The 23591-nt window shown below is 57.1% G+C and carries 21 protein-coding genes; 14 read left to right on the top strand and 7 right to left on the bottom strand.

From position 1 onward, the window contains the following. The first annotated feature begins 33 nt into the window (after positions 1 to 33). The 13 genes from nuoG to BFP70_RS17195 all read left to right on the top strand — a co-directional run bounded on the left by nuoG (position 34) and on the right by BFP70_RS17195 (position 13797). The gene (nuoG, locus tag BFP70_RS17255) at positions 34 to 2028 is read left to right on the top strand and encodes an NADH-quinone oxidoreductase subunit NuoG (protein ID WP_066012873.1); all 1995 of its coding nucleotides are present in this window, start codon (positions 34 to 36) and stop codon (positions 2026 to 2028) included. Between the two features lie 10 nt (positions 2029 to 2038). Then, entirely contained in the window at positions 2039 to 2446 is a 408-nt protein-coding gene (locus BFP70_RS17250; protein ID WP_066012872.1) for a hypothetical protein, read from the top strand. Positions 2447 to 2470: 24 nt separating this feature from the next. Next, positions 2471 to 3508 carry an NADH-quinone oxidoreductase subunit NuoH gene (gene nuoH / locus BFP70_RS17245; protein ID WP_066012871.1) on the top strand — a complete coding sequence of 346 codons (1038 nt, stop codon included), beginning with the start codon at positions 2471 to 2473 and terminating at the stop codon, positions 3506 to 3508. A 1-nt stretch (position 3509) separates the two neighbouring features. Next, positions 3510 to 4001, top strand: a complete 492-nt coding sequence (gene nuoI / locus BFP70_RS17240) for an NADH-quinone oxidoreductase subunit NuoI (protein ID WP_066012870.1) — start codon at positions 3510 to 3512, stop codon at positions 3999 to 4001. A 9-nt stretch (positions 4002 to 4010) separates the two neighbouring features. Beyond that, positions 4011 to 4439 carry a carboxymuconolactone decarboxylase family protein gene (locus tag BFP70_RS17235; RefSeq protein ID WP_066012869.1) on the top strand — a complete coding sequence of 143 codons (429 nt, stop codon included), beginning with the start codon at positions 4011 to 4013 and terminating at the stop codon, positions 4437 to 4439. Beyond that, a complete protein-coding gene (locus BFP70_RS17230) occupies positions 4436 to 5044 on the top strand; it encodes an NADH-quinone oxidoreductase subunit J (RefSeq protein WP_066012868.1) in 609 nt (202 codons plus the stop codon). The genes BFP70_RS17235 and BFP70_RS17230 overlap by 4 nt, the downstream gene beginning before the upstream one ends. Before the next feature lie 135 nt (positions 5045 to 5179). Beyond that, the gene (nuoK, locus tag BFP70_RS17225) at positions 5180 to 5485 is read left to right on the top strand and encodes an NADH-quinone oxidoreductase subunit NuoK (protein WP_066012867.1); all 306 of its coding nucleotides are present in this window, start codon (positions 5180 to 5182) and stop codon (positions 5483 to 5485) included. Between the two features lie 6 nt (positions 5486 to 5491). Next, positions 5492 to 7609, top strand: coding sequence for an NADH-quinone oxidoreductase subunit L (gene nuoL / locus BFP70_RS17220; protein WP_066012866.1), 2118 nt, complete (start codon positions 5492 to 5494; stop codon positions 7607 to 7609). After that, complete coding sequence (locus BFP70_RS17215; RefSeq protein ID WP_066012865.1) at positions 7609 to 9153, top strand: NADH-quinone oxidoreductase subunit M; 1545 nt, start codon at positions 7609 to 7611, stop codon at positions 9151 to 9153. Before nuoL ends, BFP70_RS17215 begins: the two co-directional genes overlap by 1 nt. A 12-nt stretch (positions 9154 to 9165) precedes the next feature. Then, positions 9166 to 10602, top strand: a complete 1437-nt coding sequence (nuoN, locus tag BFP70_RS17210) for an NADH-quinone oxidoreductase subunit NuoN (RefSeq protein WP_066012864.1) — start codon at positions 9166 to 9168, stop codon at positions 10600 to 10602. Further along, positions 10598 to 11338 (top strand): biotin--[acetyl-CoA-carboxylase] ligase, encoded by a 741-nt coding sequence (locus tag BFP70_RS17205; RefSeq protein ID WP_141693252.1) that lies wholly within the window; start codon positions 10598 to 10600, stop codon positions 11336 to 11338. The genes nuoN and BFP70_RS17205 overlap by 5 nt, the downstream gene beginning before the upstream one ends. Before the next feature lie 9 nt (positions 11339 to 11347). Beyond that, a complete protein-coding gene (locus BFP70_RS17200; protein WP_066012862.1) occupies positions 11348 to 12127 on the top strand; it encodes a type III pantothenate kinase in 780 nt (259 codons plus the stop codon). Continuing rightward, entirely contained in the window at positions 12124 to 13797 is a 1674-nt protein-coding gene (locus BFP70_RS17195; protein WP_066012861.1) for a ribonuclease J, read from the top strand. The genes BFP70_RS17200 and BFP70_RS17195 overlap by 4 nt, the downstream gene beginning before the upstream one ends. Positions 13798 to 13904: 107 nt before the next feature. Here the strand turns inward: BFP70_RS17195 and BFP70_RS17190 are convergent, their stop codons facing one another. From BFP70_RS17190 to BFP70_RS17170, 5 genes are all read right to left on the bottom strand, one after another. Then, a complete protein-coding gene (locus tag BFP70_RS17190) occupies positions 13905 to 15923 on the bottom strand; it encodes a M3 family metallopeptidase (protein ID WP_066012860.1) in 2019 nt (672 codons plus the stop codon). A gap of 57 nt (positions 15924 to 15980) precedes the next feature. After that, positions 15981 to 17015, bottom strand: coding sequence for a molybdopterin-synthase adenylyltransferase MoeB (locus tag BFP70_RS17185; protein WP_066012859.1), 1035 nt, complete (start codon positions 17013 to 17015; stop codon positions 15981 to 15983). Further along, positions 17016 to 17483 (bottom strand): dUTP diphosphatase, encoded by a 468-nt coding sequence (dut, locus tag BFP70_RS17180; protein ID WP_066012858.1) that lies wholly within the window; start codon positions 17481 to 17483, stop codon positions 17016 to 17018. Then, positions 17480 to 18688 carry a bifunctional phosphopantothenoylcysteine decarboxylase/phosphopantothenate--cysteine ligase CoaBC gene (gene coaBC, locus BFP70_RS17175; RefSeq protein WP_066012857.1) on the bottom strand — a complete coding sequence of 403 codons (1209 nt, stop codon included), beginning with the start codon at positions 18686 to 18688 and terminating at the stop codon, positions 17480 to 17482. The genes dut and coaBC overlap by 4 nt, the downstream gene beginning before the upstream one ends. Positions 18689 to 18833: 145 nt before the next feature. Further along, on the bottom strand, positions 18834 to 19712 hold the full coding sequence (locus BFP70_RS17170; RefSeq protein WP_083217581.1) for an RNA polymerase factor sigma-32: 879 nt from the start codon (positions 19710 to 19712) through the stop codon (positions 18834 to 18836). A gap of 458 nt (positions 19713 to 20170) precedes the next feature. Here BFP70_RS17170 and BFP70_RS17165 point away from each other — a divergent pair, with 458 nt between their 5' ends. After that, positions 20171 to 21706 (top strand): YifB family Mg chelatase-like AAA ATPase, encoded by a 1536-nt coding sequence (locus tag BFP70_RS17165; RefSeq protein ID WP_066012856.1) that lies wholly within the window; start codon positions 20171 to 20173, stop codon positions 21704 to 21706. Here the strand turns inward: BFP70_RS17165 and BFP70_RS17160 are convergent. Together BFP70_RS17160 and gshB are read right to left on the bottom strand one after the other, a co-directional pair. Then, a complete protein-coding gene (locus BFP70_RS17160; RefSeq protein WP_066012855.1) occupies positions 21651 to 22580 on the bottom strand; it encodes an alpha/beta hydrolase fold domain-containing protein in 930 nt (309 codons plus the stop codon). The genes BFP70_RS17165 and BFP70_RS17160 overlap by 56 nt on opposite strands. Then, positions 22577 to 23524 (bottom strand): glutathione synthase, encoded by a 948-nt coding sequence (gene gshB / locus BFP70_RS17155; RefSeq protein WP_066012854.1) that lies wholly within the window; start codon positions 23522 to 23524, stop codon positions 22577 to 22579. Before gshB ends, BFP70_RS17160 begins: the two co-directional genes overlap by 4 nt. Positions 23525 to 23591 lie beyond the last annotated feature (67 nt).

Genomic DNA, 23591 nt, shown 5'->3' with positions numbered 1-23591 from the left:
CCCCTGCGCCAGAGCCAACTGACGGATTGTGACATGGCAGACCTCAGAAAGATCATCATCGACGATAACGAGGTAGAGGTGAACCCGAACCTCACCTTGATCCAGGCATGTGAAGAAGCCGGGGTCGAGGTTCCGCGCTTTTGCTATCATGAACGTCTGTCGATTGCGGGCAACTGCCGGATGTGTCTGGTCGAGGTGGTCGGTGGTCCGCCAAAGCCTGCGGCTTCTTGTGCGATGCAGGTCAAAGATTTGCGCCCCGGCCCAGAGGGTGCACCGCCTGTCATCAAAACCAATTCGCCTATGGTCAAGAAGGCCCGCGAAGGGGTCATGGAGTTTCTGCTGATCAACCACCCGCTGGATTGCCCGATCTGCGATCAGGGTGGTGAGTGTGATTTGCAAGACCAAGCAATGGCCTATGGGGTTGATTTCTCACGTTACCGGGAGCCGAAACGCGCCGGAACTGAGCTGAACCTTGGGCCACTTGTTGAGACGCATATGACGCGCTGCATTTCCTGCACTCGTTGTGTTCGCTTCACATCCGAAGTGGCGGGCATCACGCAGATGGGGCAGACCGGGCGTGGCGAAGATAGTGAGATCACGTCTTATCTGAACCAGACGTTGGATAGCAATTTGCAGGGCAATATTGTTGACCTTTGCCCGGTTGGCGCTTTGGTGTCTAAACCCTATGCGTTCACCGCGCGTCCGTGGGAACTGACCAAAACTGAAACCATTGATGTGATGGACGCGCTTGGGTCGAATATCCGCGTTGACACCAAAGGTCGCGAAGTGATGCGCATTTTGCCGCGCAACAATGACGGTGTGAACGAAGAATGGCTGGCCGATAAATCCCGCTATGTCTGGGATGGTTTGCGCCGTCAGCGTCTTGATAAACCCTACGTCCGTGAAAATGGAAAATTGCGTCCGGCAAGCTGGGGGGAGGCTTTGACCAAAGCCGCCGCCGCACTGACTGGGAAGAAAGTTGTGGGACTGGTCGGTGACTTGGCACCCACAGAGGCGGCATTCTCGTTGAAAAATTTGGTGGAGGGGCTTGGCGGTAACGTTGAGTGCCGCACCGATGGTGCGCGTCTGCCCATTGGCAACCGCTCCGGTTATGTTGGCAATGCCGCGATTGAAGATATCGAAACCGCGTCCGAGATCGTGATTATTGGGTCGAACCCGGCGGTCGAGGCACCGGTGCTGAATGCGCGGATCCGCAAAGTTTGGCTGAAAGGGACAAAAGTGTCCTTGATTGGCGCGGAATGCGATTTGACATTTGATTACGACTACCTTGGTGACGATCGCGCTGCTTTGACGGATCTGACGGTTAGCGATGATGCGCTGGTGATCATCGGCCAAGGCGCGATCAATGAGGCCGACGGTGAGGCCGTGATCGCGCATGTAATGGCCAAGGGCGCAAAGATGCTGGTGCTGCACAGCGCGGCGGGACGTGTCGGCGCGATGGATGTGGGTGCCGTGACCGAAGGCGGTCTACTGGCGGCCATCGACGGTGCGGAAGTCATCTATAATCTTGGCGCCGATGAGGTTGAGATCGCAAAGGGAGATGGTGCACCCTTTGTCATCTATCAGGGCAGCCACGGGGATCGTGGTGCAAATCGAGCAGATATCATTCTGCCGGCGGCGGCCTATACCGAGGAAAACGGCTTGTTCGTCAATACAGAAGGCCGTCCGCAGTTGGCTTTCCGCGCGGCATTCCCGCCCGGCGATGCGAAGGAAAACTGGGCGATCTTACGTGCATTGTCCGCGGAATTGGGCGCGAAACAGCCATGGGACAGTTTGGCCGGTCTGCGCCGCGCAATGATCGAAGCTGTGCCGCATCTGGCACAGGTCGATACTGTTGTCGAAAACGAATGGACGCCCATCGCGACCCGCGATATGGGCACGGCAACCTTCCGCCCCGCATTGCGTGATTACTATTTGACTAACCCGATTGCCCGTGCCTCGACTTTAATGGCAGAGCTTTCGGCAGCTGCGAAACAGCGCCGTCAGGCGCCGATCGCCGCGGAATAAGAGGAACGACATGCGCTCCAGCAATCGCCAGATCGCGCTTATCGCCACCGGCCTTTTGGCCGGTCTGGCGGCTTGCGCACAAGCTGACGGTGCTGGAGGCAGATCGGATGTGTCGTATCAACCGGTTGAGACACGGCTGCTTGATGGCGATTTGGTGAATTTCCGCGTTGGCCTTTCGGGCAGCGGCGCGGGTGATACGCAGGTGGCGGAATATGCCAACTGTGCGGCGGCGCAATATGCGCTGATCCGTGGATATGGGTTCGCGCGGCATGTTCGCACGAATGTCGAACAAGAGGCTGGCATCTGGCGGGCGGATGCAGTCTATACCATTTCGCCCGCGCTGCCCCGTGGGTTACGAACGATCGACGCCGAAGTGACGGTGGCTGATTGCCGTGACCGGGGCATTCCGACGGTATGACAAGAAGGCGGTCTGAGGGACGACATGGCTGATTTTTTCACAACACCCGGGGGGACATTTGTTCTGATCCTCCTTCAGAGTCTCGCGGTTATTGCCTTTGTGATGATCGCTCTGATCTTTCTGGTTTATGGCGACCGTAAAATTTGGGCCGCCGTTCAGATGCGCCGCGGACCAAACGTGGTTGGTCCTTGGGGGCTGCTTCAAACCTTTGCCGACGCATTGAAATATGTCGTCAAAGAGATTGTTGTCCCTGCGGGTGCCGATAAATTCGTATTTTTCCTGGCACCGGTTTTGTCGATGACACTGGCGTTGTTGGCATGGGCGGTGGTGCCCTTCGCAGATGGCTGGGTCTTGGCAGATATCAACGTGGCCGTGCTGTTTGTCTTCGCGATTTCATCGCTTGAGGTCTACGGCGTGATCATGGGTGGTTGGGCGTCGAACTCAAAATACCCATTCCTTGGGTCGTTGCGGTCGGCGGCACAGATGATCTCATATGAAGTATCGATGGGTCTTGTGATCATTGGTGTGATCATTTCAACCGGTTCGATGAACCTGTCCGACATCGTGCGCGCCCAAGACGGTTCCTTTGGTCTGTTCAATTGGTATTGGCTGCCGCATTTCCCGGTTCTGTGGATGTTCTTCATTTCGGCATTGGCTGAAACGAACCGTCCACCGTTCGACTTGCCCGAGGCGGAGTCTGAGCTGGTTGCAGGCTTTATGGTCGAATATTCCTCCACACCGTATCTGCTGTTTATGGCGGGTGAATATATCGCCATCTGGTTGATGTGCGCGCTGATCTCATTGTTGTTTTTCGGCGGTTGGCTGTCGCCAATTCCGGGCTTGCCCGATGGCGTGTTGTGGATGTTCCTCAAGATGGTCATCTGGTTCTTCATGTTTGCGATGGTAAAGGCGATCGTGCCGCGCTACCGCTACGACCAGCTGATGCGCATCGGTTGGAAAGTCTTCTTGCCGCTGTCCCTTGCCTGGGTGGTGATTGTGGCATTCCTTGCAAAATTCGAAGTATTGGGCACGTTCTGGGCCCGCTTCGCGACTGGAGGCTGATATGGCATTCGATTATGCTCGCGCGGCGAAATATTTCCTGCTTGCCGACTTTGTGAAGGGGTTCGGCTTGGGGATGAAATATTTCTTCAAACCCAAAGCCACGCTGAACTATCCGCATGAAAAGGGCCCGCTGTCGCCGCGCTTTCGTGGTGAGCACGCTTTGCGGCGCTATGCAAATGGCGAAGAGCGCTGCATCGCATGTAAGCTGTGCGAGGCAATTTGCCCGGCACAGGCGATCACCATCGACGCAGAGCCGCGGGCTGATGGTTCGCGGCGGACCACGCGATACGATATCGACATGACGAAATGTATCTACTGCGGTTTTTGCCAAGAAGCGTGCCCAGTGGATGCAATCGTTGAAGGTCCGAATTTTGAATTCGCAACGGAAACCCGTGAGGAGCTGTTCTATGATAAGGACAAGCTGCTGGATAACGGCGCCCGTTGGGAAGCTGAAATCGCCCGCAACCTCGCGCTTGATGCGCCCTACCGTTAAGGACAGCTGATGACGCAGGATTTTTCGAAACTCATCCAGCAAATGATGGAGCAGGGCACGCAGATGGCGCGCATGATGAATCCTGCGACCGAGAGTTTCAATCCTTCGGCATTTGAGAAATTCCTTCCCACATTGTCAAAAGACATGATGGAGATGTGGTTTGGCAAGACATACAACCGCGAGGGGCTGGATGCGCGCACGCGCCTTCTGGTGACGATCGCGGCGCTGACCGTTTTGGGGGCGCAGACGGAACCGCAGCTTCGGCTTGCCATCCGTCATGCCCTTCAGGCCGGCGCAACACAGCGGGAGGTCGCAGAGACGATCTTCCAAATGAGCATGTTCGGCGGGATACCCGCCATGAACCGCGCGCTTGAAATCGCCCAAGGGGTGTTTGCAGAGCAGGCGGGGAACGAAGATTCTGCGGGAGATGACGCATGATGGTGTTCGCTTTGGCCTTTTACCTTTTCGCCATATTGGTGGTGGTATCTGGCATTATGGTGGTTCTGGCACGGAACCCCGTCCACTCGGTCCTTTGGCTGATCCTTGCGTTCTTTTCGGCCGCAGGTTTGTTCGTGCTGATGGGCGCAGAGTTTGTGGCCATGCTGCTTGTCATCGTTTATGTCGGCGCAGTTGCAGTTTTGTTCTTGTTCGTGGTGATGATGTTGGATGTCGACTTCGCTGCGCTAAAGGGCGAGATGGCAAAATACTTCCCGCTTGCCGGGTTGATCGCGATTGTCATGTTACTGATGCTGGGTATGGGTATCGGAACATGGCATGTGGCCGATGGCGCCGAGATGATGCGCACGGCGGTCACGCCCGAGGGCGTTCACAACACTAAGGCGCTTGGGCTGCTGATCTATGACCAATATTTGTATCTGTTCTTGTCATCGAGCCTGATTTTGCTGGTGGCGATGATCGGTGCGATTTTGCTGACACTGCGCCACCGGACGGATGTGAAACGTCAAAACGTGATGGAGCAAATGCATCGTGATCCCGCCAAGCAATTGAAAATGCTGGATGTTAAGCCGGGACAAGGGCTGTAAATTTATCGGCAGGGCGACTACCCTGCCACACTCCCGGCTGATGCGTGGCCGGTGAGGTTCAAGACAAAGGTGTGGCCCAATGGGGCGACCTGACAAGACGAATGGATGACGGGACGATGACCCGGAGGGACATAGATGATCGGAATTGAGCATTACCTGGCGGTGGCGGCGGCGCTGTTCGTCACTGGCATTTTCGGAATTTTCGTCAACCGGAAGAACGTCATCGTCATTTTGATGTCGATCGAGCTGATGCTTCTGGCGGTGAATATCAACCTTGTGGCTTTTTCGACCTATCATGGGGATCTGGCTGGTCAGGTGTTCACGATGTTCGTGTTGACCGTTGCTGCGGCTGAGGCTGCGATCGGTCTTGCGATCCTTGTGGTATTCTTCCGGAACCGTGGTTCTATCGACGTCGAAGACGTCAATATGATGAAGGGGTAAGCTCAGATGGCTTCGATCATTCTCTTTGCACCTCTTCTGGGGGCGATCATCGGCGGCTTTGGCTGGCGTCTGATCACCGAGAAGGGCGCGATGGCGCTTACAACGGGATTGCTATTCCTGTCGTGCGTTCTTAGCTGGGTGCTGTTCCTTGGCCATGATGGCACATTGCAGCAGATTGACCTGTTCACCTGGGTCACATCTGGCGATCTGGACACGTCCTGGTCGATCCGTCTGGATCGGCTAACGGTGATTATGCTGATCGTGATTACCTCTGTTTCAGCGTTGGTCCACCTGTATTCTTGGGGCTACATGGCCCATGATGAGAACTTCCCGGATCAGGCTTATAAGGCACGGTTCTTCGCCTATCTGTCGTTGTTTACCTTCATGATGTTGATGCTGGTCACTGCCGATAACGTCTTGCAGATGTTCTTTGGGTGGGAAGGCGTTGGTTTGGCATCATATTTGCTGATCGGTTTTTATTTTAAAAAGCCATCGGCGGGTGCTGCTGCGATGAAAGCGTTTATCGTCAACCGCGTTGGTGACTTTGGTTTCTTGTTGGGGATCTTTGCGCTGTTCTTCCTGGTGGGCAGCATTGATTTCAACACGATCTTTGCCGCGGGGCCGCAATTGGCGGAAACGCAGCTTCACTTCTTGTGGCGCGATTGGAACGCGGCAGAGCTTATTGCCATGCTTTTGTTCATCGGCGCGATGGGTAAATCGGCGCAGTTGCTGCTGCATACATGGTTGCCCGACGCAATGGAGGGGCCGACACCGGTTTCCGCATTGATCCACGCCGCGACGATGGTGACCGCTGGCGTCTTTCTGGTGTGCCGTATGTCGCCCATCTTTGAATTCGCGCCCCATGCCAAGATGTTCATTGTCTTCCTTGGCGGAACGACGGCGTTCTTTGCCGCGACAGTTGGCTTGGTGCAAAATGACATCAAACGTGTGATCGCCTATTCAACCTGTTCGCAGCTTGGCTATATGTTTGTGGCTGCCGGCGTTGGCGTTTATTCGGTCGCAATGTTTCACCTGCTGACGCACGCATTTTTTAAGGCGATGCTGTTCCTTGGTGCTGGCTCGGTCATCCATGCGATGCACCACGAACAAGACATGCGTAACTATGGTAACCTGCGGAAAAAGATCCCTGTCACATTCTGGGCGATGATGATAGGCACATTGGCGATCACCGGCGTTGGTATCCCTTTAACGCATATCGGTTTTGCCGGGTTCTTGTCGAAAGACGCGGTTATCGAAAGCGCCTATGCAGGCACGAACGGCGGCTATGCGTTTTGGATGTTGGTCATCGCGGCATTGTTCACTAGCTTCTATTCCTGGCGCTTGATTTTCATGACGTTTTTCGGGAAAGAGCGCGGCGACCGTCATACGCATGAGCACGCCCACGAAAGCCCGCTTGTTATGACCATTCCGCTGGGCGTGCTTGCGCTGGGTGCCGTGTTCTCGGGGATGGTGTGGTATAACAGCTTCTTCGGTGACCACAGCAAGGTTCTGTCCTTCTTCGGCCTGCCTGCACATCACGAGGAAATGGCCGAAGGCCACGGGGCTCAGGCGGATGCGCATGCAAGCACGACCGTCGATAGCCACGCCGAACCAGCGGAAGCTGCTACAGCGGATGCTCATGGCGCGCATGATGTCGTCGCGGGTGTTGCGCCCCAGGGGGCGATCTTCATGGCCGCGGATAACACCGTGCTTGATGATGCCCACCATGTGCCGGTTTGGGTGAAAATTTCGCCCTTTATCGCGATGTTGATCGGCCTGGCAACGGCCTGGCTGTTCTATATCAAGGATACATCGTTGCCGGTTCGTTTGGCAAAGGCGCAGCCTGGCCTGTATCAATTTCTGCTCAACAAGTGGTATTTTGATGAGCTGTATGACTTCGTCTTCGTTCGCCCGGCGAAATGGCTTGGCAAGTTCCTTTGGAAAAAGGGTGATGTCGGGGTCATTGACGGCGGTATCAACGGGCTTGCGCTGGGGCTCATTCCTGCGCTTACGCGGCTCGCTGGTCGGTTCCAGTCGGGTTATCTATTCCACTACGCTTTCGCCATGGTCGTCGGTATCGTGGTGCTCATGTTCTGGGTCGTCATGACCGGGGGGTCGCACTAATGGAAAACCTTCTTTCCATCATCACGTTTATTCCCCTCGTGGCGGCTGCCATCCTTGCGCTGGTGCAGCGCGGGGGAGGTGAGGCGGCTGACCGGAATGCCAAATGGTTTGCGCTGACGGCGACAACGGTCACATTTTTGGTGTCGCTGTTCGTGCTGGCGCAGTTTGATCGCAGCAACACCGGGTTCCAATTCGTTGAAGATCGCGAATGGATCATGGGGCTGCATTACCGGATGGGCGTGGACGGGATCTCCGTTCTGTTCGTCATGCTGATCACCTTTATGATGCCGCTGACGATTGCGTCGTGCTGGCATGTTTCGGCGCGGGTCAAAGAATATATGATTGCGCTTCTGGTGCTTGAGGGGCTGATGATCGGCGTCTTTACAGCGCTTGATTTGGTGCTGTTCTATCTGTTCTTTGAGGCTTCGTTGATCCCGATGTTCCTGATTATCGGGATCTGGGGTGGCAAAAACCGTATCTATGCCGCGTTTAAATTCTTCCTATATACGTTCCTTGGTTCCGTCCTGATGCTGGTCGCGATGATCGCGATCTATATGCAAACCGGCACAACAGATATCGCGGTCTTGCTGACCAAAGAGCTGCCGTCCAATGACATCACTGTGCTTGGCGTGCATATTGTCGGCGGCATGCAAACCTTGCTGTTCCTGGCGTTTTTTGCAAGTTTCGCAGTGAAAATGCCGATGTGGCCTGTGCACACATGGTTGCCGGATGCGCACGTTCAGGCGCCGACCGCCGGCTCGGTCATTCTTGCGGCGATCTTGCTGAAAATGGGTGGCTACGGTTTCCTTCGTTTCAGCTTGCCGATGTTCCCTGTTGGTGCCGAAGTTATGCAGGATTTCGTATTCTGGCTCTCTGCGATTGCCATTGTGTACACATCGCTGGTCGCGCTGGTCCAAGAGGATATGAAAAAGCTGATCGCGTATTCTTCGGTCGCGCATATGGGCTATGTCACCATCGGTATCTTCACCTTTAACCAACAAGGGATCGATGGCGCGATCTTCCAGATGCTCAGCCACGGCTTTGTATCGGGTGCGTTGTTCCTGTGCGTTGGCGTGATTTATGACCGAATGCATACTCGTGAAATCAGCGCTTATGGCGGCTTGGTGAACCGGATGCCGGCCTACGCGGTTGTATTCATGTTCTTCACCATGGCGAATGTTGGCCTGCCGGGTACAGCAGGGTTTGTTGGGGAATTCCTAACACTCATGGGTGCGTTCCAAGCCAATACTTGGGTGGCGCTGGTTGCGACCTCGGGCGTGATTTTCTCGGCCTCTTATGCTTTGTGGCTATATCGCCGAGTTGTCTTCGGCGACTTGATCAAAGAAAGCCTGAAGTCGATCACCGACATGGAACCACGTGAGAAATGGATTTTTGCGCCATTGGTCGCGATGACCCTGCTCTTGGGTGTTTATCCTAGCCTTATCACGGATCTTATCGGCCCAAGTGTCGGGCAATTGATCCATAACTACCATGCGAGCCTGCCCGCCGATGCTATGGCAGCAGCGGCTGCGGCAGCGCATTAAGGAGAAGCGACAATGACTTCTGCGGATTTCTCCACGGTTTTGCCGGAATTCCTGCTGGCGGTATATGCGATGTGCGCGCTGCTGGGCGGTGTTTGGCTTGGCAAGGATAAGGCGGCTGGCCCAATTCTTTGGCTGACGGTTATGGTATTGGTCTTGTTCGGCCTGCTGGTTGGGCTGCAAGGCGGGACGGAGCCGGCATTTGGCGGCCTGTTCATCGATGACGCATTCGCCCGGTTTGCCAAAGTCGTGATTTTGCTGTCGGCGGCCGCGGTTCTGGCGATGTCGTCTGACTATGCTTCAAAACGCGGGTTGCTGCGCTTTGAATATCCGATTTTGATCGTGCTGGCGGTGGTCGGCATGATGATGATGGTATCGGCTGGCGACCTGATGTCGCTGTATCTGGGGCTAGAGCTGCAGTCGCTCTCGCTTTATGTGGTGGCGGCATTGCGGCGCGATTCCGCGCGCTCATCCGAGGCAGGTTTGAAATATTTCGTCCTTGGTGCGCTGTCTTCCGGTATCTTGCTTTACGGTGCATCGTTGACCTACGGATTTGCAGGCACCACGCAATTCTCTGGTATTTACCAGATGGTTGAAGGCGGTCAGGCCCCTGTTGGTCTGCTGTTTGGTCTGGTCTTCATGCTGATCGGGCTGGCGTTCAAAGTGTCCGCGGTTCCGTTCCATATGTGGACACCGGATGTATACGAAGGCTCGCCCAGTTCGGTGACAGCGTTTTTTGCGACCGCGCCGAAAATGGCCGCGATGGCACTGATCGCGCGGCTTGCGTTTGATGCCTTCGGTCAGGTGACTGGGGATTGGGCGCAGGTGATCGGTCTGATGGCTGTGGCCTCAATGTTCCTGGGTTCCATCGCGGCGATCGGCCAGCGCAATATCAAACGCCTTATGGCCTATTCATCGATCACGCATATGGGTTTTGCCTTGCTGGGTCTGATGGCGGGAAATGCCGCGGGTGTTGAGGCGATGCTGCTGTATATGACGATTTATATCGTGATGAACGTTGGCACATTTGCCTTTATCTTGTCGATGGAACGCGATGGCGTGCCGGTCACGGATATCTCGTCCCTGAACCTATATTCGCGCCAACAGCCACTGCGTGCGATGGCGTTGTTGATCTTGTTCTTCTCGCTCGCGGGTGTGCCACCGATGCTGGGCTTCTTTGCCAAATATTCGGTGCTATCCGCCGCGCTTGGCGCAGGATATGTCTGGTATGTTGTGCTGGGTGTGATCGCCTCGGTCATCGGTGCGTTCTACTATCTGCGCATCGTTTATCTGATGTATTTCGGTGAAGAGACCGAAGGTCTGGACAGCCATATGCCATCGGTGCAGTGGGGTATGTTGGTTGCCTCTGCGGTGATCGTGCTGTTTGGTGCGATCAACCTGTTCGGGATTGAGGGCGCCGCCAAGGCGGCGGCAGCAGCGCTTGTCAATTGATCGGGAATGGCCGGAGGGTGTGGCACGCCACGCCCTCCTGAAAGTCGACAGCACGATGGCCGAAGCGGCCAGATTGGCCCCGCAGCTTGCGGGGCCTGCGTGGGTTTTGGCGCATGAACAAACCGCAGCGCGGGGGCGTCGTGGCCGCGTCTGGCGCCATCCCAAGGGAAATTTCTCGGCAACCTATGTTTGTCGTCCGAAGGGCGATGCCAGTCACCGCGCGCTGTATTCCTTTGTTGCGGCGCTTGCCTTGGATGCGGCATTGGCGGCGGTCAGCGGTCCGCACGCACGGTTGGGCATCAAGTGGCCCAATGATGTTTTGTTGAATGGCGGTAAGGTTGCAGGGATTTTACTGGAGAGTTTGGGCGACGCCGGGCTTGCCATTGGGATCGGGGTCAATCTGATGCAGGCCCCGGGCCGTGAAGATGTTGAACCCGGTGCAGTTGCCCCGGTCAGCTTGCACAGTGAATGCGGACTGACAGTCACCCCGCTGGAGTTTCTGGACGCTCTTGGCCCTGCTTTCCACCATTTTTCCCAGCAGTTTGCGCTATATGGTTTTGACCCGATCCGCGCTGCATGGCTGTCGCGTGCTGCACGTTTGGGCGAAATCGTGACTGCGCGCACCGGCACCGAGAGTTACACAGGTATTTTTGACACTATCGACTTGCGCGGTGCGATGATCTTGAAGCAGCCTGATGGCCCGCGCGCGATCTCGGCCGCGGATGTCTTTTTCTAAGGGGGCGCCATGCTGCTCTGTATCGACTGCGGGAACACGAATACGGTGTTTTCCATCTGGGACCGGGATCAGTTTCTGTCGACCTGGCGGATGGAGACGAACCATAAGCGCACCGCAGATGAATATTTCGTCTGGCTGTCAACGCTGATGAACCTGCAGGGAATTAAGCCCGATATCGACTCGGTTGTGATTTCCTCGACTGTGCCCAATGTCGTGTTCAACCTTCGTGTGTTGGCGAACCGGTATTTTGATTGCCGTCCACTTGTCGTGGGCCGGCCAGATTGTGCGTTGCCGGTTCCGCCGCGCGTCGATCCCGGCACCACAGTTGGGCCGGATCGTTTGGTCAATACGGTCGCGGGGTTTGACCGGCATGGCGGCGATCTGATCGTCGTTGATTTTGGCACGGCGACGACATTTGATGTTGTCGCACCTGACGGTGCCTATATCGGTGGGGTGATTGCACCGGGCGTGAACCTGAGCCTGGAGGCGCTTCACGCTTCGGCCGCGGCGTTGCCCCATGTCGATGTCACTAAGCCAGAGCGCGCAGTGGGCACGAATACGGTTGCGTGTATCCAATCAGGTGTGTTCTGGGGCTACATCGGCCTTGTGGAAGGAATTGTTCGCCAGATCCGGTTGGAACGTGATCGCCCGATGAAGGTGATCGCAACAGGCGGGTTGGCAGAATTATTTGAACAGGGTTTCGACCTGTTCGATAGTGTGGAATATGATCTGACCATTCACGGTCTACGGCTTATCAACGATTATAATAAGGGGCGCGAGCACGCATGAGCGACAGGCTTATTTACCTCCCACTTGGGGGCGCCGGCGAAATCGGGATGAACGCCTATGTCTATGGCTACGGGCGCGAAGGAAAAGAGCGCCTGATCATTGTGGATCTGGGCGTTACATTCGGCGATATGGATACCTCGCCGGGGATTGACCTGATCATGGCAGACGCGTCGTGGTTGGAACAAAACGCATCGCGGGTGGAGGCGATTTTCATCACCCACGCACATGAAGATCACATCGGGGCGCTGGCCTATCTGTGGCCCAAGATCAAGGCGCCGATCTATGCCCGGCCCTTCACCGCCCGTCTGGGGCAGCTGAAGCTGGACGAAGGCGGCATTCATACGGAAATCAACGTCGTTGCACCGCGCCCGGACACGATTGAGGCCGGACCATTCAACGTGCAGTTCGTGCCGATTTCGCATTCGATTCCTGAAAGCTCGGCATTGGTGATTGATACGCCTGCAGGGCGTGTGGTGCATACGGGTGATTTCAAACTGGATGGCAATCCCATTGTCGGTGAACCCTTCGACGCTGTGATGTGGGATGAAATCAGCAAGGAAAACGGCGGCGTTCATGTTTTGACATGTGATTCCACCAATATTTTCACCCATCTGCCGGGCCGGTCGGAATCCACGCTGATCCAACCTTTGACCGAATTGATCGCGCTGCAAGATGGGATGATCGTTGCAACCACCTTTGCCTCCAATGTGGCCCGTCTGAAGACGCTTGCCGACGCGGGTGTGGCGGCGGGGCGCTCGGTCTGCTTGTTGGGCCGTTCCATGAAGAAAATGGTGCAGGCGGCGCAAGAAACCGGCGTGCTGACCGATTTTCCGCCTGTTGTGCAGCCCGAGGATGCCGCAGAGATCCCGCGCGAGAATTTGATGCTGATCGTGACCGGCAGCCAAGGAGAGCGCCGCGCTGCCTCTGCTCAGCTTAGCCGTGGCCGATATCTGGGGCTGGAGCTGAAAGAGGGCGACTCGTTCCTGTTCTCCTCCAAGACCATTCCGGGCAATGAGATCGGTGTTATTCGGATCATGAATGCGTTCTCTGAGATGGGCGTTGAAGTGATCACCGAACGTGGCGGGTTGTATCACGTTTCTGGTCACGCCAACCGTCCTGATCTGGAAGCGGTGCATGATCTGTTGCGGCCCAAGATGTTGGTGCCGATGCATGGAGAACACCGGCATTTGCGCGAACATATGAAACTGGCCCTGTCCAAAGGGATCGCGTCTGAGGTTGCGACCAATGGCACGATGCTGGATCTGACCGGGGACGCGCCGAAGATCGTCGAATACATCGAAACCGGCCGCAGCTATGTTGATGGCACGGTGTTGATCGGGGCGATGGATGGGGTTGTTCGCGACCGTATCCGCATGGCATTGAACGGTCATGTGCTGGTGACATTGATCATCGATGAAGACGGTAAGCCGCTGGGCGACCCGTGGGTCGAGGTCAAAGGGCTGCCGCCGCAGGGTCGTTCAGGTGCGCCATTGGTTGAAACACTGGAGACCGAGTTGGCCGAAGCGCTGGACCGCACCTCACGTAAAATTATGGCCAATGACGACAAGCTTGACGAGCTGATGCGGCGCGGCGTGCGCACCGCGTCTGTCGAAGAGATCGGCAAAAAGCCCGAAGTGACCGTGGTCGTATCGCGCCTTTTGGACGAGTAACCTTGTGTTTCGTTTTGGAAATGCAAAAACCGCCCCTGATCTGGGGCGGTTTTTTTGTGGGAATACCTGGCCCGCGGCGTCGGGCCAATACCAGATTTGGTCTGGCGTTACGCAGGGTCCAACAAACCACGGCCTTTCAGCAGTGGCTCTACGCCGGGCATACGGCCACGGAAGGCGCGATACAGCTCATCTGCCGGGCGTGACCCGCCGGTGGACAAGATGCACTCTTGCAACCGTTTTGCGGTGTCCGGATCAAACGGGTCGCCGGCCTCAGTAAAGGCCTCGAACGCGTCAGCATCCATGACTTCGGACCACATATAGCTGTAATAACCACAGCTATAGCCATCACTGGAAAATACATGTGCGAATTGTGGCGTTGCATGGCGCATGGGGATCGCATGGGGCAAGCCCAGTTGGTTCAGGATCTCGGTTTGACGGGCCATCATATCCTGCGGGGCGCTGCCATCGTGATAGGCCAGATCGACTAAGGCCGACGCCAGATATTCCACGGTGCTAAAGCCCTGATCATATGTGGCGGCCGCGTCCATCTTGTCTTGCAATGCTTTGGGCATCGGCGCGCCGGTTTTGTAATGTCGGGCATGGCGTTCCAATACCGCAGGCACATCCAGCCAATGTTCATAAAGCTGGCTTGGCAGTTCCACGAAATCACGCGCAACCGAGGTGCCAGAGATTGATTGATAAGTCACATCTGACAGCATCTGATGCAGCGCATGGCCAAATTCGTGGAACAATGTGCGCGCATCATCATGGCTGAGCAATGCCGGATCGCCCTTGGCGAAATTGCACACATTCAGAACGATTGGCGTGGTCTCGCCGCCCAGCTTGCCTTGCGAGCGCATGGCAGAGCACCACGCGCCAGAGCGTTTGGAGCCGCGCGCAAAGTAGTCGCCCATAAAGACGGCAATATGCTTGCCATCGCGCGTGACATTCCAGCCGCGCACATCGGGGTGATAGAATGGTCCCTCCAGCGGGAGAAACTCCAGTCCGAACAGGCGGTTGGCCACGTCAAATGCGGCGCCGATCATCGCCTCTAGCGACAGGTAGGGTTTCACCGCAGTTTCATCGAAATCAAACTCCGCCACCCGACGTTTTTCAGAATAATAGCGCCAATCCCAGGCCTCTAGCGGGCCATTGATTCCGTCTTCGGTCATCATCCGGGTCAGAATTTCAGCATCGGCCAGCGCGGCGCGTTTCGCCGGAGCCCAGACGCGCATTAGAAGATCGCGCACCTGCTGGGGTGTTTTGGCCATCTCTGGCTCCAGCTTGAATTGCGCGAATGTGTCATAGCCCAAAAGCGCGGCGCGTTCCTGGCGCAAATTCAGGATTTCGGCGGCAATGGCGCGGTTGTCTGTGTCACCGCCATTGGCACCGCGCGCGACCCAGGCTTTCTGCGCCAATTCGCGCAGATCGCGGCGTGGTGAGAATTGCAAAAACGGTGAGATCAGCGACCGAGACAACATCAGAACAGGTCCGGCCTGATCGCGTTCTTGTCCCGCCGCACGAGCCGCGTCGATGACAAATTCGGGCAAGCCGGTCAGATCGTCTTCGGACAGCGTGTGAAACCACGCCCGTTCATCGGCCAGCAGGTTTTGCGAGAATTGCGTATACAGAACCGCAAGCCGTTCTTTGATTGCGGACATCCGATCGGCAGCCGCCCCATCCAGCGCGGCGCCTGATCGCACAAAGCCCTGATAGGTCAGATCCAAAACGCGCAGCTGTTCAGGCGTCAGATCCAGCGTGTCACGGGTGGTCCACAGCGCTTCGATCCGGGAAAACAGCGCCGCATTGCGGGTGATCTCGGATGAAAAAGCAGCCATTTTTGGGGCAAGGTCACGCATCAGCGCTTCGCGTTTCGCCGTGCTATCGGCGCTGGACAGGTTGTAAAACACGCCCGCGACACGATCGAGCGAGGTTTGTGCGCGCTCCATCGCGTCAATTGTGTTGCGGAAACTGGGGGCCGCATCATTTGTGGCGATCTCTGCGATATTCACGCGGGCTTCGGCCAAGGCCGCTTCAAACGCAGGTGCGAAATGATCGTCTTGGATTTTGGCAAAAGATGGCAGCGCGAATGGGCCAGACCATTCAGACAACAGCGGGTTTGACATTGAACTCTCCTACAGGTCGCAACATGACCGTTAAGTGATCTTTGCACCACTGAGCGTTCAGGCGCAATCGCCGCAGATGGGACAATTCTTCTGACGTGTCACCCGGATCTGTCGGCTTTCACCCCACAGCGCGTCATGGATCACCAAACGGCCGCGCAGGTCTTGTCCCGCGCCGGTCAGGGTTTTAAGCGTTTCACTGGCCATCATTGACCCAATGATGCCGGGCAGGGCGCCGATCACGCCTGCTTCGGCGCAGGTGGGCGCAAGCCCGGGAGCGGGCGCCTCGGGAAAGATGCAGGCATAGCAGGGCGCATTGCGGGCGGGGTCATACAATGACACTTGTCCCTCCCATTGGGTGATCGCGCCTGACAAAAGCGGTGTCTTTGTAGCGACGCAGGCGGCATTGACTATATACCGGGTTTCAAAATTATCGCAGCCATCAACCACCAGATCATATTGCGCGATCATGTTTTGGGCGTCGTCCTGTGTCAGCCGCCGTTGATAGGGTTTGATCGTCAGATAGGGGTTCAAGGCCAGCAGATTGGCGGCGGCAGAGTGCACTTTGGGCATGCCAATATCGGCATCGCGATGCAGGATCTGACGTTGCAGGTTGGAATTGGATACCACATCATCGTCAATCACGCCGATCGTGCCGACCCCAGCGGCGGCCAGATAATACAGCGTTGAAGATCCCAGTCCACCTGCGCCAATCACCAGCACTTTGGCACGTTTCAATTTCGCCTGACCTGGGCCGCCGATTTCACGCAATAAGATATGCCGGGCATAGCGTTCCAGCTCGGCATCATTAAACAGAGGTTTGGGTCCGGGTTGAGGGGGCTCCGGGCTCCGACGGCGCAGCGCATGCAGGGCTTTGCGATAGGCAGCAACCAGTGTGCAAATCACCAAAAGCGCCGTCCACCCGGGCAAGCTGCCGCCAATCATTGCGATGATCGGTGACGTGTCAGGCAAGAGCAGATGCGCGGTTATAAACCCCGCCATAAGGACTACGGCCACGATGGCGATCTGCAGCCTATGCATCCGCAGCGCCACTCCCAGGCCCACACAGGCCAGCAATATCAGCAGTCCTGCCATCTATGCCGTCCCGGTGGAGCCAAACCCACCCGACCCGCGGGCAGTGTCGTCCAGCGCGGTCATGATTTCAAACTGTGCCTGAACAACTGGGGCGATGATGGCTTGTGCGATGCGATCACCATGGGCGATTGTGAAGGGCTCTTGCCCCAGATTTATCAGCAACACCCCCAACGGCCCACGATAATCACTGTCGATGGTGCCGGGCGTGTTGGGCAGGCTGATGCCATGTTTGAAGGCCAGCCCCGAGCGGGGCCGGATCTGCATCTCATACCCTTGTGGGATGGCGACACGCAGGCCGGTTGGAACGATCACCCGCGCCATCGGGTGCAATGTCAGGCCAGTCGTGCGTTGTGCATCGGGAAAATTGGCGCGTAAATCGGCCCCTGCCGCTCCGGGTGTCTCATAGTGTGGCAAGGCGACGGTTGGGTCGGCCCAGTCTTCGCGCATAACGGCAATCGTCTGTGTCATTGGTCAGCCTTGGTCAAATGGGCGGCGATTTTACGCGCAAGTTGGGTGGCAACCTGCGCTTTTGGCATGCGGGGCCAATGGTCGCTCCCATTGGCATCAATAATCGTCACGGCGTTTTCTGTCCCGCCCATGATTCCCGTGCCGGGGCTGACATCATTCGCCACGATCCAATCGCAGCCTTTGCGGACGCGCTTGGCGGTGGCGTGGCTGTCAACATCATGGGTTTCGGCGGCAAAGCCTACGACCAGCGGCGGACGGTCTGTGCTGCGCTGTGCGACCGTGGCCAAAATGTCCGGGTTCTCGGTAAATTCCAGAACGGGCATCTGGCCGCTACCGTCTTTCTTCATTTTTCGCGTGGCGGCATTGGTCACGCGCCAGTCGGCGACGGCTGCGGCAAAAATGGCGGCGTCGGCAGGCAGGGCTTGAGTGACAGCATTGAGCATATCCTGAGCCGTTTGCACCCGTATCACCGTGACATTTTCGGGTGGTGGCACGCTGGCCGGGCCGGTGATAAAGGTTACGCGCGCGCCCAGATCGCGCAGCGCCGCAGCAATCGCGGTGCCCTGCGCGCCAGATGATCGATTGGCGATATAGCGCACCGGGTCAATCGGTTCATGTGTCGGACCCGAAGTCACAAGCACATGCTTTCCAACAAGCGGGCCTTGGGCGAAAAACGCAACAAGCGCCTGCACAATCGTCGTAGGCTCTGACATACGGCCGGCACCGAATTCGCCGCAGGCCATATCGCCTTGGTCTGGGCCTATAATCAACACGCCATCCGCGCGCAGCTGCGCCAGATTGCGTTGCGTGGCCGGGTGGTCCCACATGCGGACATTCATCGCCGGGGCAATCATCACCTTTTTATCCGTTGCCAGCAGTAAGGTAGAGGCCAAGTCACTGGCCAAACCCGATGCCATTTTTGCCATCAGATCCGCTGTGGCGGGCACGACCAACAATATATCGGCGGCGCGCGACAGTTGAATATGGCCGATTTCAGTTTCGCGGGTCAGATCGAACAGATCTTGATGGACCTGTTCCCCCGCAAGGGATGAAATGGTCAGAGGCGTGACAAATTGCGCCCCTGCACGGGTCAAAATCGGGGTGACGCTGGCGCCCTGAGCGCGCAGCATGCGAATTAGCTCGGGCACTTTGAAAGCCGCGATGCCGCCGCCAATGATCAGACCGATCCGCTTACCTGTCAGCATAATGCCCCCCTGTCGCAGCCCCTAAGATCTAAAACCCGGCGCGGCGATGCGCAAGGGATCGCAGGTAGGGGCCTGAAGCGACAAAAGCCGGACACGCGGTCCGGCCTTTGCAGCTTTGTGATCCCGGGGAAGGGCACAGCTGATTTCAGGCGAAGAAAGTTTGCAACTCCGCACCATGCGTTTCCAAAGATTTGCGCATTTTCACGAAAGCCTGGGCTTCCAATTGGCGGATACGTTCTTTCGACAGACCCATTTCCTGTCCAAGGCTTTCCAACGTGCGTGGGTTTTCAATTAGTCTACGCTCGCGCACGATATAGTGCTCGCGCTCTGACAGGCGGGCAAGCGCATCGCGCAGCCAGCCGCGCATCGCACGACCATCATGCTGCTCGGTGACGTGATCTTCGGGATTGGCGTTTTCATCCTCCAGCGTGTCGACCCATTCACGGCCTTCATCTTCGCTGGATTGCGTCGCATTGAGCGAGAAATCACTACCCGACAAGCGGCCTTCCATCATCTCAACATCGGCGAGTGGCACGCCGATCACTTCTGAAACACGTTGGCGCAGCTGTGCACCGTCCAAAACGATCCCTTCGGCGGCATATTCGCGCTCTAACTGGGCCTGAACACGGCGCATGTTGAAGAACAGCGACTTCTGCGATGAGGTGGAGCCGGTGCGCACCATCGACCAGTTGCGCATGACAAATTCTTGGATCGATGCCTTGATCCACCACACAGCATAGGTTGAGAACCGCACGCCGCGCTCGGGGTCAAATTTTTCGGCCGCTTTCATCAGGCCCAAGCTGGCTTCCTGAATGAGATCGTTCATCGGTGCGCCATATCTGCGGAACTTCGATGCCATCGAGATCGCCAGACGCATATAGGCGCTGATCAGGCGGTGCAGGGCCTGTTCGTCGCGATCTTCGCGCCATGCGCGCGTCAATTCCAGTTCCGTCTCCGCATCCAGAAATTCGGCTTTCATTGCGCGGCGTGGTAGCGTTTCGTCGGTCATTCCATCGAGTGGCATTTTTGTCTCCCCGGGGTTGGCGTCCCGTACACGGCGCTGTGTCACGCCGGGTCACATATACTAACTGGATAATGCTGCGACGCAGGATTTGGTTCCTCACGCTTGCGTCTTTTTTCTTGAAATATCTCTGGGGGAGGCCATGAGAAGCCTGAAATTATGAGTTTCAAGAAATTATTTTCGGCTAAATTTCAAGATGTTATTGCAGGGTTTTGGGGGCGAAACGCCTTAATGAAATTTCACATGAATTACGATTTTAATCGTCTGCGTGCATGAGCGAACCATCGAAGCCCTGGCATCGATCCGCCCTATCAGGTTCCATCACGCGATATCACCCAGGGTACGCAGGGCGGTCTGGCGCTGTGGCAGATCAACGTTAATCATTTGTAAACTATGTCGCGCAACGCTGTGGGCGTGGCGCGTTTGGTTGCACCACATGGCACTTTGGGGGGACGGCGCAGATGGTTACAAAGACCTATACCGTCGCCTTTGAAGGTGTCGATGCCCGGTTGGTAGAAGTGCAATGTGCGCTTGCGCCAGGGCTGCCGGGGTTTTCCATTGTGGGGCTGCCCGACAAGGCGGTGTCTGAGGCGCGTGAACGGGTGCGTGCAGCCCTGTCTGCGCTATCGATTGCTTTGCCCACGAAACGGATCACGATCAACCTTGCCCCGGCGGACCTGCCCAAAGAGGGGTCACATTTCGATCTGCCGATTGCCCTTGCTGTTCTGGCCGCAATTGGGATTTTCGCACCAGAGGATGCGCAGGCGTGGGTGTCGATTGGGGAGCTGTCGCTAGATGGTCGCTTGGTGGCGGTGCGCGGTGCCTTGCCCGCTGCGCTTACGGCTGCGTCCGAAAACCTTGGTCTGTTATGTCCTGCCGCTTGCGGGGCAGAGGCGGCGTGGGTGGGTGGCGCGACTGTGATTGCCGCGCCGACCCTGCACGCTGCGATCAAACATTTAACCGGGGATCTGCCGCTTGCACCGGCACAGCCGGGCGAAGTGCGCGCGCCCGATCACCTGCTGGATTTGCGCGATATCCGCGGGCAAGAGCGTGCGAAACGCGCGTTGGAGATTGCCGCCTCGGGCGGGCATCATATGCTGATGACCGGGCCGCCGGGGTCGGGGAAATCCATGCTTGCAGCGCGGTTGCCGGGGCTGCTGCCAGAGCTAAGCGCGCAAGAGGCGTTGGAAACATCAATGATCCAGTCGTTGGCCGGATTGATCGAGGCTGGCGGGCTGTCGCGTGCGGCGCCCTATCGCGATCCGCATCACACCGCGTCGCGTGTGGCAATGATTGGTGGTGGACGCGGCGCGGCACCTGGCGAGGTGTCCTTGGCGCATAACGGTGTGCTGTTCTTGGATGAGCTGCCAGAGTTTCCACGCGGCGTGCTGGAAACCCTGCGTCAGCCGCTTGAAACGCAGCGCGTCATGGTGGCCCGCGCCAATGCGCATGTCAGTTACCCGTGCCGGTTCATGCTGGTGGCGGCGGCCAATCCGTGTCGTTGTGGCTATGTGGGGGATCCGGCGAGGGCGTGCCAACGCGCGCCCGGATGCAGCGATGATTATCTTGGGCGGTTGTCGGGGCCTCTGTTGGACCGGTTTGATCTGCGTATTGATGTTCCCGGCGTGGCGATTGCAGATCTGGAGATGGCGCCATCGGGGGACAGCTCGGCCAGTGTAGCGGGCCGGGTGGCGCGCACGCGGGCCATTCAGCTTGAGCGGTTTCGTGATCACGCACAGCTGCGGGTGAATGCCGATGCGACGGGCAATGTGTTAGAGCAGATCGCCCGACCCGACCCGATGGGCCGCGCCTTGTTAATGCAAGCAGCAGAGCGGCTAGGCTTGTCCGCGCGTGGCTATCATCGGGTTTTGCGGGTGGCACGCACGATCGCAGATCTGGAGCAAGAGGAGGATATCGCCTGTGCACATGTCGCAGAGGCGATTAGCTATCGGATGCCGATGCATCCATCCCCGAACGTGGCAAATGGCGCCCGATAAACGCCGCAGCATCATCTAGTGCGGCGATTGCTTCAGGTATCATCTTGGGAAATAGCTGCCAGACATGCGGGGTATCGGGCCAGCTTTGCACCGTGACATCAACCCCGTATTGGCGCAGGCGGTCGCCCATACGCAGGCTGTCATCGCATAGAATTTCGTTCATTGAATGTTGGATCAGCACGGGGCTGGCACCTGAAAATTCAGCGAAAATGGCCGAAATCCGGGGGTCTTCAGGGTGCATATCCCCCAATACATATTTCAGGCACAGTGAAAATTTATTGGCCGGTAGCATCGGGTCAGCCTTGGCATTGAGTGTCAAGGACGGGCTGGATCCGGTCAGGTCTGTCCAAGGCGAGAAGACAATGCTGGCGCAGGGGGCAGTGCCCGCAGCACAAAGCAACGACAGCAGGCACAGCGCCAAACCACCGCCCGCGCTGTCACCCATCAAGACGATACGCGCGGGATCATATCCACGGTCCATCAACGCCTGCCAGGCGGACAACGCATCCTCTGTCGCAGCCGGAAGAGGATTTTCGGGGGCGCGGCGGTAGCCGGGCACAAAGACCTCTAGGCCAGTGCGCGCCGAAATTTCTCCTGCCATACCGCGATAGGAGTGCGGGGAGCCGGCCAAAAACCCGCCACCATGGAGATACAGGACGGCGGCGTCATAGCGCGTGATCTGGCCCGCACGCACGGCCAATGATGGCACGCCGCCCAAATCGACATCCAACGCTACCAAAAAGGGCGGCACCGAAAGACTGTCGGTGCCGCGCTCCATTTCAAGCCGCGCGCCTATAGGGTCTGTTACCCGCGCAAGGCGACGTTTCGTCCCCCAGCGCATCGCAAAGTTAAAGGCGTGCAGCCGCAGGCTCATCGGTTTGCCCGTTTGTCTTCGATCACATCCCAGATTTTGCCAGCAATATTGGTGCCGTCAAACCGTTCCAGTTCCTGAATGCCGGTGGGGGAGGTCACGTTGATTTCTGTCAGCCAATCGCCGATCACGTCGATCCCCACAAAAATCTGGCCATATTCGCGCAGCAATGGTCCGATGGCGGCGCAGATTTCGCGGTCACGATCAGTCAGGCCGACTTTCTCTGGGCGTCCACCGACATGCATGTTCGACCGGGTTTCGCCCTCTGCTGGAACGCGGTTGATCGCGCCCACCGGCTCACCATTGACCAAGATGATCCGTTTGTCGCCCTTGGACACTGCAGGCAGGAATTTTTGCGCAATCAGTGGTTCGCGGTTGATGCCGCTGAACAGCTCATGCAGGGAGGCAAGATTGCGGTCATTCGGGTCAAGCCGGAACACACCGGCCCCGCCATTGCCATAAAGGGGCTTTAAGATGATATCGCCGTGACGGGCCTTGAATTCCTTGATCGTCGCCAGATCCCGCGCGATCAATGTCGGCGGTGTCAGATCGGGGAAGTTCAAGACCAGCAATTTTTCGGGGCAATTGCGCACCCAAAACGGATCATTGACCACCAATGTATGCGGGTGAATACGTTCCAGCATATGGGTCGTGGTGATATAGCCCATATCGAAAGGGGGATCCTGGCGCAGCCAGACGACATCCCAATCGGCCAAATTGACCTCGGTTTCCGCGCCAAGTGTAAAGTGATTGCCTTTTTCGCGGCGCACCGTCAGCGGCCAGCCACGAGCGTAAATTTCACCCTCACGATATGACAGCTTGTCAGGCGTATAATAAAACAGCTCATGGCCGCGCGACTGTGCTTCTTCGGCAATACGGAATGTGCTGTCGGCGTCGATGTTGATCGGATCAATCGGATCCATCTGAATTGCGACTTTTAAGGCCATAAGCGCCCCCTTTCGTTGCTTCTTACATGGCGCGATGTGGCGCGGGTTTCAATCGGCGTTCATCAGC

This window comes from Thioclava sp. SK-1 (genome assembly GCF_001705665.1).
Classification (GTDB): Bacteria; Pseudomonadota; Alphaproteobacteria; order Rhodobacterales; family Rhodobacteraceae; genus Thioclava.
The sequence above is the reverse complement of the archived record's forward strand: the minus strand, read 5'-3'. Positions and strand labels throughout refer to the sequence as shown.